The 16,247-nt window shown below is 70.7% G+C and carries 14 protein-coding genes; 7 read left to right on the top strand and 7 right to left on the bottom strand.

What is annotated here, in order from left to right:
* The first annotated feature begins 39 nt into the window (after positions 1-39).
* From ACLQ25_RS28530 to ACLQ25_RS28520, 3 genes are all read left to right on the top strand, one after another.
* Positions 40-492, top strand: coding sequence for an SCP2 sterol-binding domain-containing protein (locus ACLQ25_RS28530; RefSeq protein ID WP_355048433.1), 453 nt, complete (start codon positions 40-42; stop codon positions 490-492).
* A gap of 1 nt (position 493) precedes the next feature.
* The gene (locus ACLQ25_RS28525) at positions 494-1,708 is read left to right on the top strand and encodes an acyl-CoA dehydrogenase family protein (RefSeq protein WP_425733849.1); all 1,215 of its coding nucleotides are present in this window, start codon (positions 494-496) and stop codon (positions 1,706-1,708) included.
* Positions 1,709-1,901: 193 nt separating this feature from the next.
* Positions 1,902-3,464 carry an AMP-binding protein gene (locus tag ACLQ25_RS28520; protein WP_425733848.1) on the top strand — a complete coding sequence of 521 codons (1,563 nt, stop codon included), beginning with the start codon at positions 1,902-1,904 and terminating at the stop codon, positions 3,462-3,464.
* 4 nt (positions 3,465-3,468) lie between these two features.
* Here the strand turns inward: ACLQ25_RS28520 and purD are convergent, their stop codons facing one another.
* From purD to ACLQ25_RS28505, 3 genes are all read right to left on the bottom strand, one after another.
* Positions 3,469-4,719, bottom strand: coding sequence for a phosphoribosylamine--glycine ligase (gene purD, locus ACLQ25_RS28515; protein ID WP_425733847.1), 1,251 nt, complete (start codon positions 4,717-4,719; stop codon positions 3,469-3,471).
* Between the two features lie 120 nt (positions 4,720-4,839).
* Positions 4,840-5,775, bottom strand: coding sequence for a type IV toxin-antitoxin system AbiEi family antitoxin domain-containing protein (locus ACLQ25_RS28510; RefSeq protein ID WP_425733846.1), 936 nt, complete (start codon positions 5,773-5,775; stop codon positions 4,840-4,842).
* A gap of 218 nt (positions 5,776-5,993) precedes the next feature.
* Entirely contained in the window at positions 5,994-7,283 is a 1,290-nt protein-coding gene (locus ACLQ25_RS28505; protein ID WP_425733845.1) for an adenylosuccinate synthase, read from the bottom strand.
* Positions 7,284-7,407: 124 nt separating this feature from the next.
* Here ACLQ25_RS28505 and ACLQ25_RS28500 point away from each other — a divergent pair, with 124 nt between their 5' ends.
* Complete coding sequence (locus ACLQ25_RS28500; protein ID WP_425733844.1) at positions 7,408-8,433, top strand: hypothetical protein; 1,026 nt, start codon at positions 7,408-7,410, stop codon at positions 8,431-8,433.
* A 71-nt stretch (positions 8,434-8,504) separates the two neighbouring features.
* Entirely contained in the window at positions 8,505-10,667 is a 2,163-nt protein-coding gene (locus ACLQ25_RS28495; protein ID WP_425733843.1) for a chromosome partitioning protein, read from the top strand.
* Positions 10,668-10,723: 56 nt separating this feature from the next.
* Here ACLQ25_RS28495 and ACLQ25_RS28490 read toward each other — a convergent pair whose 3' ends face one another.
* Complete coding sequence (locus ACLQ25_RS28490) at positions 10,724-12,070, bottom strand: hypothetical protein (RefSeq protein ID WP_425733842.1); 1,347 nt, start codon at positions 12,068-12,070, stop codon at positions 10,724-10,726.
* A gap of 195 nt (positions 12,071-12,265) precedes the next feature.
* Entirely contained in the window at positions 12,266-12,694 is a 429-nt protein-coding gene (locus tag ACLQ25_RS28485) for a DUF3151 domain-containing protein (RefSeq protein ID WP_425733841.1), read from the bottom strand.
* A 248-nt stretch (positions 12,695-12,942) separates the two neighbouring features.
* On the opposite strand from ACLQ25_RS28485, the gene ACLQ25_RS28480 reads away from it, so the two are divergent.
* Positions 12,943-14,136 (top strand): LOG family protein, encoded by a 1,194-nt coding sequence (locus ACLQ25_RS28480; RefSeq protein ID WP_425733840.1) that lies wholly within the window; start codon positions 12,943-12,945, stop codon positions 14,134-14,136.
* Between the two features lie 52 nt (positions 14,137-14,188).
* On the opposite strand, the gene fbaA is transcribed toward ACLQ25_RS28480, so the two are convergent.
* Both fbaA and ACLQ25_RS28470 read right to left on the bottom strand, forming a co-directional pair.
* A complete protein-coding gene (fbaA, locus tag ACLQ25_RS28475) occupies positions 14,189-15,214 on the bottom strand; it encodes a class II fructose-bisphosphate aldolase (RefSeq protein ID WP_425733839.1) in 1,026 nt (341 codons plus the stop codon).
* 135 nt (positions 15,215-15,349) lie between these two features.
* Positions 15,350-15,733, bottom strand: a complete 384-nt coding sequence (locus ACLQ25_RS28470; RefSeq protein WP_425733838.1) for a phage holin family protein — start codon at positions 15,731-15,733, stop codon at positions 15,350-15,352.
* Positions 15,734-15,855: 122 nt separating this feature from the next.
* Between ACLQ25_RS28470 and ACLQ25_RS28465 the strand changes: the two genes are divergently transcribed.
* Positions 15,856-16,068 (top strand): hypothetical protein, encoded by a 213-nt coding sequence (locus tag ACLQ25_RS28465; protein WP_425733837.1) that lies wholly within the window; start codon positions 15,856-15,858, stop codon positions 16,066-16,068.
* The last annotated feature ends 179 nt before the right edge of the window (positions 16,069-16,247 follow it).

Genomic DNA, 16,247 nt, shown 5'->3' with positions numbered 1-16,247 from the left:
TTACGCACGAGTAGCCAAATCTTCCGGAAGGCGCGTCTCATGACTGACTTCGACCCGGCCAACTTCGCCAACGTCGGGCCCAAGGAGTTCGCCCAGCTGGTCAAGTCCACCCCGGACGACAAGATCGCCCAGGTGATGGCCGGCGAGCTGCGCGGCAAGGTCCTCGGTGAGGTGTTCGGCCGGATGCCGTCGCTGTTCCGCGCGGACCGGGCCGGCTCCACCAACGCGGTCATCCACTGGATCATCACCGGTCGCCCGGACGGCGGCAGCGACACCTACGAGGTGGCCATCGCCGACGGCAAGTGCGAGGTGAACGAGACCCCGCAGCACGACCCGAAGCTCAGCCTCACCATGGGCCCGGTCGAGTTCCTGAAGATCGTCTCCGGCGGCGCCAACCCGGTCATGATGTTCATGACCGGCAAGCTGAAGGCCAAGGGCGACCTGGGCCTCGCCGCCAACATCGCCAACCTGTTCGACATCCCCAAGGCCTGACATGGCCGAGTTCTCGCTCGACCTGAACGAGGAGCAGCGGGATCTACGCGACTGGGTGCACGGCTTCGCCGCCGAGGTCGTGCGCCCGGCCGCCGCCGAGTGGGACGAGCGCGAGGACACCCCGTGGCCGGTGATCCAGGAGGCCGCGAAGGTCGGCCTCTACGGCTTCGAGTTCCTCGCCACCTGCTGGGCCGACCCGACCGGGCTGTCCCTGCCCATCGCCAGCGAGGAACTCTTCTGGGGTGACGCCGGCATCGGCCTGAGCATCTTCGGCACCTCACTCGCCGTCGCCGCCATCTACGGCACCGGCACCCCGGACCAGATGGTCGAGTGGGTGCCGCAGTGCTTCGGCGACGTCGACTCGCCCGCCGTCGCCGCGTTTTGCAGCAGCGAACCCGAGGCCGGTTCCGACGTCAGCGCGATGCGCACCCGCGCCGTCTACGACGAGGCCACCGACGAGTGGGTGCTCACCGGCCAGAAGGCGTACGCCACCAACGGCGGCATCGCCGGAGTGCACGTGGTCACCGCCTCCGTGGATCCCACGCTCGGCTCACGCGGCCAGGCGGCGTTCGTCGTACCGCCGGGCACGCCCGGCCTGGCCGCGACCCGCAAGCTGCGCAAGCTCGGCCTGCGCGCGTCGCACACCGCCGACGTCTTCCTCGACGACGTACGCGTGCCCGGCCGCTGCCTGCTCGGCGACAAGGACGCCCTGGACGAACGCCTGGCCCGGGCCCGGTCCGGCCAACGGGCCAGCGGTCAGGCCGCGATGCGTACCTTCGAACTGTCCCGACCCACCGTGGGCGCGCAGGCACTCGGCGTGGCGCGGGCCGCCTACGAGTACGCCCTGGACTACGCCAAGGAGCGGGTCCAGTTCGGACGGCCGATCATCGAGAACCAGGCCGTCGCGTTCACGCTGGCCGACATGCGCATGGAGATCGACGCGGCGCGACTGCTGGTCTGGCGGGCCTCCTGGATGGGCCGCAACAACCGCCCGTTCACCGCGGGCGAGGGCTCGATGTCCAAGCTCAAGGCCGGCGAGGTGGCGGTGTCCGTCACCGAGAAGGCCGTACAACTGCTCGGCGGCGCCGGATTCCTGCGCGACCACCCGGTCGAGCGCTGGTACCGCGACGCAAAGATCTACACCATTTTCGAGGGTACGTCCGAGATCCAGCGACTGGTCATCTCCCGAGCGATCTCCGGCATGCAGATCCGCTGACCCTCCGGCCGACGGTCGTCCGGGCCGGGGTGTCCCCTGACCCCGCCCGGACCACCGCTTCTGCCTATCTGTGCCGACTACGTCACCCCACGCCGACGTCGGCTGGGCCCGCCGCCGCCCCCGGTGCATGATCAAGGAAGACGCCCCGCCGGATGGGGCTGTCCGCGTGCCACCCCTCAAGGAGGTCTGCGGCATGGACCTGCCGTTCATCGTTGCCACGCTGACCCGTCGTGGGCTGCTCACGCCGGGCCGCCCGGTCCGGATCGCCTCGCAGCTCAACGCGCTGCGTACCTGGGGATGGAGCCTCGCCGGCGAACTACGCCAGGCGGCCGCCCGCGACCCCGGGCGACCGGCGATCATCGACGAGGACGGCGTCGAGCTGACCTATCAGGCGCTCCTCGACCGGGCTGAGCGGATGGCCCGGTCGATGCGGGCCGGGCTCGGCGTACAACCCGGCGACCGGATCGGCGTCCTCTGCCGCAACCACCACGGGCTCATCGAGACGATCGTCGCGGCGACCCTGCTCGGTGTCGACGCGGTGCTCGTCAACACGGGCCTCTCCGCCGCCCAACTCGCGACGGTCGCCGAGGAGCAACGGCTGCGGCTGTTGGTGCACGACGACGAATTCGCCGAACGGGTCCTCGGCCTCCCCGCCGAACTGCCCCGCCTCGACGAGCGCGCCCGCGAGGAACTGGTGGCCGGGGCGCTACCGGGCGAGCTGCACCCGCCGGAGCGCGACGGCCGGATCATCGTGCTGACCTCGGGCACCACCGGCGCTCCCAAGGGCGCCCGCCGTCCCACACCCAGCGGCTTCGGGCCGCTCGTGTCCATCATCGACCGCATACCCCTGCACGCGAAGGACCGGGTGCTGATCGCCGCCCCGATCTTCCACACCTGGGGATTCGCCGCGCTCCAGGTGTGCTTCGCGCTGCGGGCCACCATCGTGCTGCACCGCCGCTTCGACCCGGCCGCCACGCTCGCCGCCCTGGTCACCCACCGCTGCGACGCCCTCTTCGCCGTACCCGTGATGCTCCAGCGGCTGCTGGAAGTGCCCCCGCCGGACCCGCGCCCCACGCTCAAGGTCGTCGCGGTCAGCGGATCGGCCCTACCCGGCGGGCTCGCACCGAAGTTCATGGACGCGTACGGATACGTCCTCTACAACATGTACGGATCCACCGAGGTCTCCTGGGCGTCCATCGCCAACCCGGCGGACCTGCGCCAGGCACCCACCACGGCCGGCCGGCCACCACACGGCACCCGGCTGGAACTGCTCGACAACGCCGGCCAACCGGTGCCGCAGGGACAGGTCGGGCGCATCTTCGTCGGCAACGAGATGCTCTTCGAGGGCTACACCTCGGGTGCCACCCTCCAGGCCCGCGACGGGTTGCTCGACACCGGAGACCTCGGCCGACTCAACCCCGACGGGCTGCTCTTCGTGGACGGCCGGGCCGACGACATGATCGTCTCCGGCGGCGAGAACGTGTTCCCGTCCGAGGTGGAGGACCTGCTCGCCCAGCTACCGCAGGTACGCGAGGCCGCCGTGATCGGCGTACCCGACCCCGAGTACGGCCAGCGACTCGCCGCGTTCCTCGCCCTGCACCCCGGCGAGACGCTCGACCCCGAGGCGGTCCGCGAGTACGTCCGGCACTACCTGGCCCGCTTCTCCGTACCCCGGGACGTGGTCTACGTGAAGTATCTGCCCCGCAACGCCACCGGCAAGGTCCTCGCGCGCGAGCTGCGCCGCTACTACGGCTGAGAGGTCAGCCCGGGATCGTGATCCGGCCGGCGATCGCGGCGGCGGCGATGTCGGTGCGGTGCTGCGAGCCCGCCAACTCCAACCCGTCCACCAGCGCGTACGCCGCGTCCCGGGCAGCCGCCAGGTCGGGGCCGGTGGCCGTACCACTGAGAACCCGGCCGCCGGCGGAGAGCAACGCGCCGTCGTCGGCCCGGCGGGCGGTGCCCGCGTGGATGATGCCCGGCCGGTCCGCGCCGGTGATCACATCGCCGGTGCGCGGCGCGGCCGGGTAGCCCTGCGCGGCGAGCACCACGGTGACGGCGGCGCCATCCCGCCAGCGCAGCGGCGGATGCTCGGCCAGCGTGCCGGTGGCCGCCGCCTGCAACAACCCACCCAGGGGAGTCTCCAGCAGCGCGAGCACCACCTGGGTCTCCGGGTCACCGAAGCGCGCGTTGAACTCGATCACCCGGGGGCCGGCGGCGGTCATCGCCAGGCCGACGTAGAGCAGGCCCGCGAACGGCGTGCCCCGGCGGCGCATCTCGGCCAGCGTCGGGTGGACCACGTCGCGCATGACGTCGTCGACCAGGCCCGGCGGCGCCCACGGCAGCGGCGCGTACGCTCCCATGCCACCCGTGTTGGGGCCGGTGTCGCCGTCGCCGATCCGCTTGAAGTCCTGCGCGGGCAGCAGCGGCAGGGCCGCCTCGCCGTCGGTGACCACGAACAGGCTGACCTCCGGGCCGTCGAGGAACTCCTCGACCACGACCCGGCCACACTCCGCGGCGTGCGCCAGCGCGGCGAACCGGTCGTCGGTCACCACCACGCCCTTGCCGGCGGCGAGACCGTCGTCCTTCACCACGTACGGCGCGCCGAACTCGTCGAGCGCACGCGCGGTGCTCTCCTCGTCCGTGCAGACGTACGCCCGGGCGGTCGGCACACCGGCGGCGGTCATCACGTCCTTGGCGAACGCCTTCGAACCCTCCAACTGCGCGGCCTCGGCCGACGGGCCGAAGACGGCGATGCCCTTGGCGCGTGCGGCGTCGGCGACACCGGCGACCAGCGGAGCCTCCGGCCCGATCACCACCAGGTCGGCTGCGGTCTCCACCGCCAGCGCCGCCACGGCGGCCGGATCGGTCGCGGTAACGGCCTTCAGCTCGGCGACCTCGGCGATCCCCGGATTACCCGGAGCGGCGATCAGCGCGTCGACAGCCGAATCGCGAACCAACCCGAGGGCAAGCGCATGCTCACGCCCTCCACCACCCACCAAGAGAACCCGCACAACGCGCCATCCTACCGCCCACCCCTCCCCGCCCCCCGGTCCCGGCCCCACCCCAGCTGACTCTCGGTGATCAAGAGGTTCGCGTCAGAAATCGGCGCGGATCTGACGCAAAGCTCTTGATCACCGGGGTTGGTCCTGGTTCCTCATGATCGCCTTGCGGACGGTCCAGGGGATGTAGTCGGGCCGCAGGGTGTCCTGCCAGGTGAAACGGAGGATCGTCCAGCCGGCGTTGACCAGGCGATTCTGACGGCGGCGGTCAGCGAAGGCCGCCTCCGGGGTGTCATGGGCGCTGCGACCGTCGGCTTCCGCTATCACCCTCGGCGCGCGCCACCCGAGGTCGCCGATACCGAGCAGGTATCCGTCGTCGTCGCGTACTTCCAACTGCAAGGCGTCCGGTGGCACCCCACCGTCGACGCAGCGCAGTCGGGAACGCGTCTCCAGGGGCGACTGGGCGCGCCCGTCCGCCTCCGCCAGCCATGGTCGTGCCGCCACCGCGCCCCGTCGCCCCCGAACCAGACGCGGGATCACGTTGAGGTCGGCCGGCGTGACGAGACCCTGGTGAAGCGCCGAGTCGACAATGGAGACCGCCGAGTACCGGTCAGCACGCAGAATGACGTCCGAGATCGTGCGCAGCGGAGAGGTCGCTCGGACACCAGCGACCGTGACGATGTCGCCGGTACCGACGGTCAGCTGGTGTACGACCAGCCAGGGTGCCGGCGCGCGCTGAGGCCGGGGCCTGTCGACGGGCACCGATACGTGGACCTGCGTCGTCCGGCGCAGACCGGCGATGCCGTGCACCTCGAGCGCTGTGTCGAGAACCGTGAAGGCGGTCGGCCCGAGGCTAGCGGTCGCTGCCCGGATGCGGGCGCGCCGCAGCGTCGAGTCGGACGACTCTGCCTCCGGGACGTAGCACCCGCGCAGGAGCCCCTGCCACCTGCCGGAGCGACACAACTGTCGAACCTGGTCCCTCGTCAGGCCGGCGTGCAGGGCCTGCGTCAGGGTGACGATCCCGTCCTGCCCGGCCGCTAATTCACGAAGCACCTGGTGTGGTCCCACCCCCACACCCTGCCCACCGACACACCCGCACCAAAGCCCCTGTGGATAACCCCGGGGGCGCCCTGTGGATAACCCGCACGCGCCATCTCCGTTGATCAAGAGGTTTGCGTCAGGAATCGGCGCGAATTTGACGCAAACCTCTTGATCAACGGGGCGAATCGGGTGGGGCCGGGGCCGGGGCCGGGGGCGGGGGCGGGGGCGGGGGCGGGGGCGGGGGGTTAGGGGAGGAGGGGGTGTTGGATTACGTTTTCTTCTCGGCCTGGGCCTACGCCTATGACGCTGACCCGGGTGTTGCAGAGTTCCTCTACGCGGGCGATGTAGCGGCGGGCGTTCTCCGGCAGGTCTTCGGGGGTGCGGGCCTTGGTGATGTCCTCCCACCACCCGTCCATCTCCTCGTACACCGGCGTGGCGTGGTGGAAGTCCGTCTGGGTCATCGGCATGTCGTCGACGCGCTTGCCGTTGATCTCGTAGCCGACGCAGATCGGCACCTTCGGCAGCCCGGTGAGTACGTCCAGCTTGGTGATGACCAGGTCGGTGACGCCGTTGAGGCGGCAGGCGTACCGGGCCACCACCGCGTCGAACCACCCGCAGCGGCGCTCCCGGCCGGTGGTCGTGCCGTACTCCGCGCCGATCTTTCGCAGGTGCGCGCCGTTGGCGTCGAACAGCTCGGTCGGGAACGGCCCGGCACCTACCCGGGTGGTGTACGCCTTGCTCACCGCGATCACCTGGTTGATCGCGGTCGGCGGGATGCCGGCGCCCACGCAGGCACCACCGGCGGTCGGGTTGGACGAGGTCACGAAGGGGTACGTGCCGTGGTCCATGTCGAGCATGGTGGCCTGCGCGCCCTCCAGCAGCACCGTCTCGCCCCGGTCCAGCGCGTCCCAGAGCATCGCCCGGGTCTCCGCGATGTACGGCTTGAGCCGCTCCGCGTACTCCAGGTACTCCTCGACGGTCGCCTCGAGGTCGATCGCCTTGCGGTTGTAGACCTTGAACAGGATCTGGTTCTTCTCGCGCAGCGCGAGTTCCAGCTTCTTGCGCAGAATGCCCGGGTCGAGCAGGTCCTGGAGTCGGATGCCGATCCGGGCGACCTTGTCGCCGTACGCGGGGCCGATGCCCCGGCCGGTGGTGCCGATCCGGGACGAACCGAGGTAGCGCTCGATCACCCGGTCCAACGCCCGGTGGTGCGGCATGATCAGGTGCGCGTCGCCGGAGATCCGCAGCCGGGACACGTCCACGCCACGCTCGGCGAGACCGTCGATCTCGGCGAGGAGCACCTTCGGGTCGACGACCACGCCGTTGCCGATGACGATCATCGCGCTCGGCGAGAGCGCCCCGGAGGGCATCAGGTGGAGCGCGTACTTCTGGCCGTCCGGGGTGATCACCGTGTGCCCGGCGTTGTTGCCGCCGGAGTAGCGCACGACGTAGTCGACCCGCTCACCCAGCAGGTCGGTAACCTTGCCCTTGCCCTCGTCGCCCCACTGAGCGCCGATGAGCACGATCGCTGGCATCTCTTCCGCCTCCAGAAGGCTCGGGTGCCAGATGGCGACCGGTTGGCGAGCCCGGGGTGTCAGGTTAACAAGTAGTGACGGCGCGACCGGCAGGGGTCGCGTCGAGAGGCGGGAGGCTCCTTCGGTGTACGACGTGGTGCTGCTCACCCTTTCGTCGGAGCGGGACGCTTCCGGCGGGTGCGGCAGCGGCGAGGCCTGCTGCGGCGGCGCGGGCGCGACCGGCGCGGGCGTCGACGGAACCGGGCCGATGCCGGATGACGCCGACAGTTGCGCCACCGATCGGCCCCGGGTCCCGGTGCTGGCCTGCGCCGACGCGCTGACCGCCCGGGGTGCCCGGGTGCAGATGGTCACCGCCCGCTCGGACGCGGAGATCGACGCCGTACTCGCGCAGCTCGACGGCCCGGCCCGTCCGGACGGCCTCACCTGGCCGGACGCGGACGGCAAGACCCGGCTGGTCGTCGCCACGGCGAGCGACGGTCAGTTGCGCGCCGTGCTGCGCCGGCTCGTTCGGCGGTACGCGCCAGCGCCGAGCCGTCGCCCGGCGGACCTGCGTGACGACCGGACCCTGCCCGACCTGCCGCCGGTCGCCGTACTCCCGCTCGACCCGGCGCGCGGCGGCGCCCAGCGGGACCTGGCCGCGCAGCTCGGGTTGCCCCGCGACCCGGCGGCCGTGGCGGCCGCGGTGCTCGACGGCACGCCACGTCGGCTGGATCTGCTACGCAACGACGGCGGCTCGGTGACCCTGGACGGCGCGCTGTTCGGGGCCGCCGACGACGCGGGTCGGCCGCTGCACTGGCGGGCCCGGGTGGAGGTCGACGACACCGTCCTCACGAACGGTGACGAACCGTTGCTGGCCTGCGCGGTCGGCAACGCCGGCGGGTACGCGTCGCTGGACGACGTGACGTTGCTGGCCGCGCCGGACCCGGCGGACGGCCAGGTCGAGGTCGCGGTGGCCGTTCCGGTGGTCGTCAGGTCGACGTGGGGTCGCAAGCGGGTACGCCTCGAAGTGCGGCGGGCTCGCGGACGGGCGGTGTCGGTGCTGCCCCGCGAGGAAAAGGTGCCCTACCTCGACGACGGCGTCGAGGGTGAGCTGACCCGCAAGCGCTCGTGGTGGGTCGAACCGGGCGCCTGGGCGGTCTGGGTGGTCTGACCGCCGTTTCGCCGACCGGCCCCGGTCGGCCGGTGGGCCTATCCTCGCAGGAGGACTGGGGAGGAACCGTAATGGACAAGAACGCCGACCGGGCGCAGGTGCCCGGCCAGCAGCCGGTGCCGGAGCGGGACATCGAACCACTGTGGCCGCCGGATCCGGCCGAGCAGGGCGCAGAGGTGGTACCGCCGTGGGCGGCGGTCGCCGAGCAGCGGGTCGGCCCGTCGCAGTCCGCGCCTGCGGCCGTGTCACCGCCGGTCGCCGCACCGCCGATCACGGCGCCGTCGGTCGGCCGTCCTGGCGTCCCCGGGCAGCCGGGCGCAGCGGCCCTGCCGCCGCCGTCTCCGTCGGACTATTCGTCGCTGACCGGGGCGGTGCCCCCACCGACGGCCTGGGGCGCGAACGGGCCGGGCACGGGCTGGGCGCCGGCGCAACCGAGCTGGCCTCCGGCCGACCCGCCGGCCGCGTCACCCGCGTCGACGACGTCGCCCGCTCCTTCGACGCCGCCCGTAGCGCCGACGCCACCGCTGCCGCCCGTGGTGGGCGGGCTCATCGGGCCCAGCAACGACTCGTCGCCGTCGTCCACCGGCACTCCGACCGCCGAAGGCGCCACGCCGAACCCGGCGGCCACCGCCGCCGTCCCGATCCCCGGCCAATCGGGCGTGTCGGGTGGCGTCGACCTGGATCTACCGTTCTCCCTGGATCGCCCGCCGGTCGTGGCCGCACCCGCCGACGGTGCGGCCACCGCAAGCCCCGGAGCAGCAGCGCCACCCGCAGCGGGCGCGGCAACGGCAGACCCCGGCACAGCAGGCCAGGCCGCAGGGGCGGCAGCGGAACCGGTGTCGCAGGGGGGCGGGGAGACCGCGCCTGCCGTCGGGGCGGCTCGGCCCGCGACCGAGTCACCCTGGGCGTATCCACCGCAGCGACCGGCCAGCCCGACCCCGTCGGCACAGGAGCAGGTCGACATCCCGCCGCCACCGATCCCCACCCCGCCGGTTCCGCCACTCCCGACGCCCGCCGTCGACAGCGGCGGCGCGGCGGGGCAGACGTACACGGGGCAGGTCTACGGCGGCCAGGCGGCGATCCCTGGTCAGGCCGGCCCGGCACCGGTGGAACCACCGCAGCAGGACGCCGTACCGACCCCGCCGCCGGGGCCGTTTCCCCCGTCGCCGGGTTGGTATGCGCCGCCCTGGCAGCAGGGCGCGGCGGCGGCTCCACCGGTCCCGCCGCAGCAGTACCAGGAGACCGACCCGGTGGCGCGGGTGCCGGCCACGGGTTACCCGGACGCCACGTGGACTCCGGAGACCACGGCCGCGCCGACGGCGGAGGACTTCGCCCGCCGTCGGCAGGTCCGCCCCGCCGACCCGGTGGCCACCATGGGCGTACGGGCGGTGGTCAACAAGATGGGCCTGCTCCGGCTCTCTCCGGGGCGGCACGAGCAGGAGCTCAAGCGGGACATCGAGATGGTGCGCCGCAACTTCGGCGGGCTGCGGCAGGTGACCGTGGTCAACCCGAAGGGCGGCGCCGGTAAGACGGTCGCCATCCTGCTGCTCGCCATGACGTTCGGTCAGAAGCGCGGCGGCTACGTGCTGGCCTGGGACAACAACGAGACCCAGGGCACCCTCGGGATGCGCGCCCAGCAGGACTTCCACGCCCGCACGGTGCGCGACATGTTGCGCGACCTCGGGCAGTTCCAGGGCGCGCACGGGCGGGTCGGCGACCTGTCGCAGTACGTGCGGTCGCAGGGCGAGGGCATGTTCGACGTGCTCGCCTCGGACGAGTCGGCCACCGGCGGCGAGATGTTGACCGCCGCCGCGTTCGCCGAGATCCGCGAGGTGGTCAGCCGGTTCTACAAGCTGATCTTCGTGGACACGGGGAACAACGTACGGGCGCAGAACTGGCAGGCGTCGATGGACGCCACCGACCAGCTCGTGGTCACCATGTCCGCCCGTAACGACTCGGCGGAGACCGCCGCCCGGATGCTCGACCACCTGGAGCAGAGCGGCCGGCAGCGGCTGGTCCGGCAGGCGGTGACGGTGGTGTCGATGCCGCCGTCCCGCAAGGAGATCGACCTGCCGGCCATCCAGGAGCACTTCGCGGCTCGCACCAGGGCGGTGTTGCTGGCGCCGTACGAGCGGCTCATCGACAGCGGCGAGCCGATCCGGTACGGCGGTCTCTCCTCGGCCACCCGGGACGCCTGGCTCAAGATTGCCGCAGCGGTCGCCGAAGGGCTCTGACCGCCCGACCGGAGATTGAGGAGACGATGTGCACCGTTGACCGACCCAGCGAACCCCTACTGGCCCCTGCTTTTCGGCCTCGGTACCGACCATGGCATACGCGAAGGGCGGGAAGGTGATCGTCCGTCGGACGGGTCTGCTCCGGAGCTGCCGAAATGCTCCTGCGACGAGTAAGCCGCAGAGCGGAGAGCAGCCGCATCGGAGCTGAACGTCGGCTGCGGCGCCCATTGGCGCGGCTGGGCGATGTCCAGACCGGGGCCGTTAGGCTGCCCCGCAGGCTGTTGGTTCACCGGCGCGGTAGGCCAGAAATTGGCCGGTGTATCCGGCGCTATCACGCTTGGCGGAGAGTACTGCTGCGCGATGCCGACATGGTTGCCGTAAAAAGGAGCAATACCAGCTTCTCCGCGCGGCCGACGAGCGATGATTCTTCGGAGGAAGTTGACCAGATCCTTGAACAACGACGTGGAATCGTCGACCGGCCGACTACTAGGGGCGGTCGGTGCGGACGCATGAGTCGGTTGGCGCCCCGGCAACGCGCCGCGCATATGCTGATCGACCGGTGCCGAAAAAGGCGAGGGCTCCTGGCTTGGCAGGGGTCGCCCTAGAAGCCAGGGTGGTTTATTCCTGTCCGACGCCGACCACAGGCTGGCATCAGCGAAAGGATCAAGAGGTTGTCCACGCCGCGTGCGAATAACGTCGATTTTGCCGGCCTCGGCCTCATTTTGCAGATCCTGGCCTAACTGGCCGTAAAGCACGTGGGCTCTTAATTTGGAGGGGACGGCGGCGTGGGGGATAAGCGATCTAGCGAGCCGGACATCAAGTTCCTTGAACTTGTCGCGATGTTCCGGATGTGCAACCTTGGTTAAACGTGCCAAGCTCATCCACCCTTGAATGTCCCCCATATCTTGCAGCGAGAATTGCCGGTTAAGGTTTCCGTTGCTTCCGAAGCGATCCAACAGTGTGGAAGCGAAGTGATCGAAATCAGCGGCGGAAATTCTGGCAGCCCGGTACTCCTCGATGGGGCGAACTCCTTTGGCCACCACCTCCGGACCGTGATTGCTAACCTTGGCCGGGTTCGGTGCTGGCCATTGCTCACCGCGCAGGGTCTGCAGATCTTGCCGCAGGTGAGCGCCGAAATGACCATCCTTAACCATCTCCAGATTGAGGTCAGAAGAGGCTCCGAAGGCCGTGGCGAGGTATTGGTACGTCGCTGCCTGGAGCCCCGGCTCAGTGATCTGGAGACCCCAAGTCCCCGCATTGATTTCGTGAAGACTGGAGAAGGCTTCATACTTCTGCTCGTAAGAGGCTTCGGCACCAACGATCGCCTGCCTCATGCGTTCGACGAAGGCATCCACGGTGCCGATGTCCAGATAAGAGGGCGTTGGGACGTCGCTCCAAGCCATCTCGTCAACCTCCCGGCGCAGTCGGCCAGATGTCCTGTGCACTGGCCAGAGATACACACGCTACTGCGGTTGAGGCACGCCGTCAGCAACGATCACTTTCCGACACCGTATCGTCACTATCCGCACCGTCACCATCGGCGTCATGCCCGCGCGGTGGGTCGGTCCGGCGCGGCCGGACCGGCCCAACCGCCGAAATCAATTGCCGGCAAGGGCGTCGCCGGCGGCGGGGTCGCAGTCGCGCAGGAACTGGGCGCAGCGGGCCGCCTCGTCGGCCTCGCCGATCTCGTCAGCGGCCCGGGAGAGCACGTACAGGCAGCGCAGGAAGCCCCGGTTGGGCTCGTGGGACCACGGCACCGGACCGTGGCCCTTCCAGCCGTTGCGGCGGAGCTGGTCCAGGCCACGGTGGTAGCCGGTGCGCGCGTACGCGTAGCCCGTCACCACCGCGCCGGCCGCGAACGCCCGGGCCGCGAGCGCGCCCCACGCCGCGCTGAAGGTCGGGAAGCGGGCCGCGACCTCGGCGTACGCCTCGTCGGTGCCGGCCTCCTGGGCAGCGGCCAGGGCGGCGTCGGCCTCGTCGTTCGCGGGCAGGAGGGTGGCCGGTGGCTCCGGCAAAAGGTTCTGCATCGCCCCATTCAACCCGCTGGACAGGGCGACATGCGAGCGGGTCGGCGGACGCGTCCCGCTGAACGGCTGAGGAGTTCATCACGCCTGCGGCCTATGCCGCCGCCAGGTGTTTTCCACTACAACTAATGGTCCGGAGCCTCCCCAGGACCCGGTTACGCAGGAGCCCGACGGCCACGACCGCCGGGCTCCTGTCGCGTCCCGGGCCGTCCGGGGTTTGGCCGACCCCACCGAAGGGGCAGGATGGCCCGGTGCCAACCCCACCACCCACCGACGTCATCGAACCGCACCTGCACGCCGACGAGATCCAGACCCGGGACGAATTCGACCGGCAACTGATCACGGGCCGGCTGACCGGGCTGACCGTGCAGGGGCTACGCCTCGACCTCGCCCCGGTGCCCGACCTGACCGGCATCGAGGTCACCGGCACTCTCTTCGTCGGCTGCCGGTTCGCCTCCCGGGAGGTCGGCGCCGACCTGGTCCGGCGCGGCGCGAACGTGGTGCCGCCGTTCTCCGGGCTGCCGTACCCGACCCAGCCGGCGCACCTCTACACCCCGGACGACCTCGCCGCCGGGTTCGTCGAGGGCGGGTTCGCCGGCATGTACGACACCCGGGTGTACGAGCACTACCGGGCGCACGGCGGCGCGCTGCCGGACGTGAAGGAGGCGCTCGGCCAGCGGCTGCACGACCATGGCGTGGACAACGCGCTGGGTGACGCCACCCGGGCCTGGTTGGCCGCGCACGGGTCGCAGTCGGTGGTGGGCATCATGGGCGGTCACGCGGTGCGGCGCGGCAGTCCCGCGTACCGGATGGCGGCAGTTCTGGGATGGGAGCTGGCGCGGGCCGACCGGCTGGTGGTGACCGGCGGCGGCCCCGGGGTGATGGAGGCCGCGAACCTCGGCGCCTACCTGGCGGACCGACCGGCGGCGGACCTGACCGCGGCGATCGACCTGCTGGCCACCGCGCCCGACTTCACCGACCACCACCGGTACACGGCGGTGGCGTTGACGGTCCGGCAGCGGTACGCGGGCGTACCCCGCCAGCGGGGCGACGACCTCAGTTGGGCGCGGGCCGGTGGGCTGGCCATCCCGACCTGGCTGTACGGGCACGAGCCGGCGAACCTGTTCGCGGGACGGATCGCGAAGTACTTTTCGAACGCGATCCGGGAGGACACCATCCTGCGCCTCGCCCGGGGTGGCATCGTGTTCGCGCCAGGGCGGGCGGGCACGGTGCAGGAGGTGTTCCAGGCGGCCACCAAGACCTACTACGGCACCGACGGGGCCAGCGGCGCGTACATCTTCCTGGACCGTGACTACTGGACGCGGGAGCTGCCGGTGGAGGCGCTGTTGCGCCCGCTGCTGGCCGCCTCACCGTTCGGCGACCTCTCGTCGACGATCCACCTCACCGACGACGTCCGCGAGGCCGTCCGCCTGTTGACGGCGTGAACGCCGACGGCCGGCCCCCCGGGTGGGGAGCCGGCCGTCGATCGGGCGCTTGTTACTTGGTCATCGTGGTGCCGGTGGAGCGCAGGTGCTCGCACGCCTCGACGACGCGGGCGGCCAGGCCGGCCTCGGCGGCCTTGCCCCAGGCGCGCGGGTCGTACAGCTTCTTGTTGCCGACCTCGCCGTCGATCTTCAGCACGCCGTCGTAGTTGCGCAGCATGTGGTCCGCGACGGGCCGGGTGAAGGCGTACTGGGTGTCGGTGTCGATGTTCATCTTCACCACGCCGTAGTCGAGAGCCTCACGGATCTCGCTGAGCAGCGAACCCGAGCCACCGTGGAAGACCAGGCTCAGCGGCTTGTCCTTGCCGTACTTCGCGCCCACCGCCTCCTGGATCTGGTTGAGGATCTCCGGGCGGAGCTTGACGTTGCCCGGCTTGTAGACGCCGTGCACGTTGCCGAAGGTCAGCGCCGCCATGTAGCGGCCCTTCTCGCCGAGGCCGAGCGCCTCGACCATGGCCAGACCGTCATCGGTGGTGGTGTAGAGCTTGTCGTTGATGGCGTTCTCGACGCCGTCCTCCTCGCCACCGACGACACCGACCTCGATCTCCAGGACGATCTTGGCCTTGGCGGCCTCGTCGAGGAGCTGGGAGGCGATCTGCAGGTTCTCGGCGACCGGCACGGCCGAGCCGTCCCACATGTGCGACTGGTACAGCGGCTCCTCGCCGCGCTTCACGCGCTCCTGCGAGATGGCCATGAGCGGACGCACGAACTTGTCCAGCTTGTCCTTCGGGCAGTGGTCCGTGTGCAGGGCGATGTTGACCGAGTACTTCTTGGCCACCTCGTGCGCGTACGCGGCGAACGCCACCGCGCCGGTGACCATGTCCTTGATCGACGGACCGGACAGGTACTCGGCACCACCGGTGGAGACCTGGATGATGCCGTCGCTCTCCGCGTCGGCGAAGCCCTTGAGCGCCGCGTTCAGCGTCTGGGAGGAGGTCACGTTGATCGCGGGGTACGCGTACCGGCCAGCCTTGGCGCGGTCCAGCATCTCCGCGTAGGCCTCGGGGGAAGCGATGGGCATGTGATGTGCTCCTTACTTACCACTCTCGGCCGTGCTGGCCGCTGTTGTTCGTCTGTGCGCCGGACCGCGCTGTCCTCCGCCCGGCAGTATCCCGCAGGTGAGGTGCGCAGGACCAACCGAGGGGGTGTCAGCCGCTCACCGGGCGTCCAGACGATCCGGCACGATGACGCTGATCAGCCAGGTGACCACGGTCATGACGATCGCTCCCCAGAACGCCGCCCAGAAGCCGTCCACCTGGAACGGTAGGTCGAGGCCGCGCGCGATCCGGTCGGTGAGCAGGAAGAGCAGCGCGTTCACCACCAGGGCGAACAGGCCGAGGGTGAGCAGGTAGAACACACAGCCGACCACCCGGATGATCGGCTTGAGCACCGCGTTGATCACACCGAAGATGAGCGCCACCACGATCAGCGTCAGCACGGTGTTGCCACCCGAGCGGCCGTGCACGTCCACCCCGGGCACGATCAGCGTGGTCACCCACAGCGCGACCGCGGTGATCGCCAGTCGGATGAGGAAGCCCACGGCACCATCCTGGCACCGGCTCCCGCCGTCCCGGGGTGATTCGGCCGACTCGGCTTGCCGGCGCGGAGCGGACGCAGCCCGTACGGTGGTGGGAGCCGCGCCCCGAGACCCCGGGAGGGACCATGGGTCAGCCCGACGAGGATTTCACCCCCGGCGACCACCTCGCCGCAGACGAACGCGACCCGGAGGCGGAGCCGGCCGACGCGGTCGAGCAGGCCACCGCGGTCGACCACGCCGACGTGGACGTCGAGCCACACCGCGGCATGGAGGTCGACGACTGGGACGCCATGGAGCAGGCCCGGGTGGTCACCGGGGACGAGGACGACTACCGCTGACGCCGCTGCGAGCGCGGACTGCCCGTTGCGGCAGAGGTGCCCGGCCGATCGGCCCCTTAGACACGTATCGATAGAACGGGGCGTGCGCAGGGCGCCGGTTCTCCCTAGATGATCGATTCCAAGGGGTCAGTGGTCGTAGGCGGTCAGGGATCGCATGACCGGTTGGCCGGTGTGCCAGT

It is taken from the genome of Micromonospora sp. DT44 (assembly GCF_049841635.1).
In the GTDB taxonomy this organism is placed as follows: domain Bacteria; phylum Actinomycetota; class Actinomycetes; order Mycobacteriales; family Micromonosporaceae; genus Micromonospora.
This window is presented reverse-complemented; position numbering and strand designations above follow the sequence as displayed.

Bases quoted from the DNA above. Each gene is read 5' to 3' on its own strand.
- ACLQ25_RS28465 (WP_425733837.1), top strand. From the start codon at position 15,856: ATGGGTCAGCCCGACGAGGATTTCACCCCCGGCGACCACCTCGCCGCA.
- ACLQ25_RS28505 (WP_425733845.1), bottom strand. From the start codon at position 7,283: ATGCCAGCGATCGTGCTCATCGGCGCTCAGTGGGGCGACGAGGGCAAG.
- fbaA (WP_425733839.1), bottom strand. From the start codon at position 15,214: ATGCCCATCGCTTCCCCCGAGGCCTACGCGGAGATGCTGGACCGCGCC.
- ACLQ25_RS28485 (WP_425733841.1), bottom strand. From the start codon at position 12,694: ATGCAGAACCTTTTGCCGGAGCCACCGGCCACCCTCCTGCCCGCGAAC.
- ACLQ25_RS28525 (WP_425733849.1), top strand. From the start codon at position 494: ATGGCCGAGTTCTCGCTCGACCTGAACGAGGAGCAGCGGGATCTACGC.
- ACLQ25_RS28495 (WP_425733843.1), top strand. From the start codon at position 8,505: ATGGACAAGAACGCCGACCGGGCGCAGGTGCCCGGCCAGCAGCCGGTG.
- ACLQ25_RS28530 (WP_355048433.1), top strand. From the start codon at position 40: ATGACTGACTTCGACCCGGCCAACTTCGCCAACGTCGGGCCCAAGGAG.
- ACLQ25_RS28520 (WP_425733848.1), top strand. From the start codon at position 1,902: ATGGACCTGCCGTTCATCGTTGCCACGCTGACCCGTCGTGGGCTGCTC.
- ACLQ25_RS28490 (WP_425733842.1), bottom strand. From the start codon at position 12,070: ATGGCTTGGAGCGACGTCCCAACGCCCTCTTATCTGGACATCGGCACC.